The 734-nt window shown below is 57.1% G+C and carries 1 protein-coding gene; it reads left to right on the forward strand.

What is annotated here, in order from left to right; genetic code table 11:
- Positions 1–150 precede the first annotated feature (150 nt).
- On the forward strand, positions 151–734 hold a 584-nt coding region (locus HMPREF0183_RS11730; RefSeq protein WP_005886471.1), incomplete at its 3' end, for a helix-turn-helix domain-containing protein.

The raw sequence follows: 734 nt of genomic DNA on the forward strand, positions 1-734 counted from the left end.
TGTCTGGTTTCAGGACATCGTTCACCTTTAAACCCTTAAACCGGCCCGCAGGTGTGTCACGACATCGTTCCGATCATGTGTCGCGTCATCGTTCACTGATGTGTCACGACATCGTTCACCTCAAAGACGCCCGAACAGGCAAGCTGGGGTATGACATACTCACGCAACCGCGCAGTCGTTCTAGCCATCGTCAACAGCGGCATGAGCGTCAAAGACGCAGCAACACACTTCGGCATCAGCACCCGATGGGCCAAAACCCTACTCCAACGCTTCCGCACCGGCGGACTCGAAGCACTCCAACCACGCTCCACACGCCCCCTGAACAACCCCAACAAAACCCCAGAACACATCCGAGAAACAATCGTGGAACTACGCCACCAACTCCTCCGCGACGGCCTCGACGCCGGAGCCGAATCCATCTACGACCGACTACCCGAAAACACCCGCCCATCAACCAGCACAATCTGGCGAATCCTTAAAACCTCCAACGAAATCACCCCGCAACCACAAAAACGACCCCGCTCATCCTGGCACCGCTTCCAAGCACCTGCCCCTAACAGCCTGTGGCAATCCGACTTCACACACTGGCCCTTAGCCGACGGCACCGACACCGAAATCATTTCCTGGCTCGATGACCACTCCCGCTACCTCACACACATCAGTGCCCACCCACGAATCACCGGCCACATCGTCGTAGACACCTTCCTAGAAGCCACAGACCAACACGGACTACC

The sequence above is a fragment of the Brevibacterium mcbrellneri ATCC 49030 genome (assembly GCF_000178455.1).
Classification (GTDB): domain Bacteria; phylum Actinomycetota; class Actinomycetes; order Actinomycetales; family Brevibacteriaceae; genus Brevibacterium; species Brevibacterium mcbrellneri.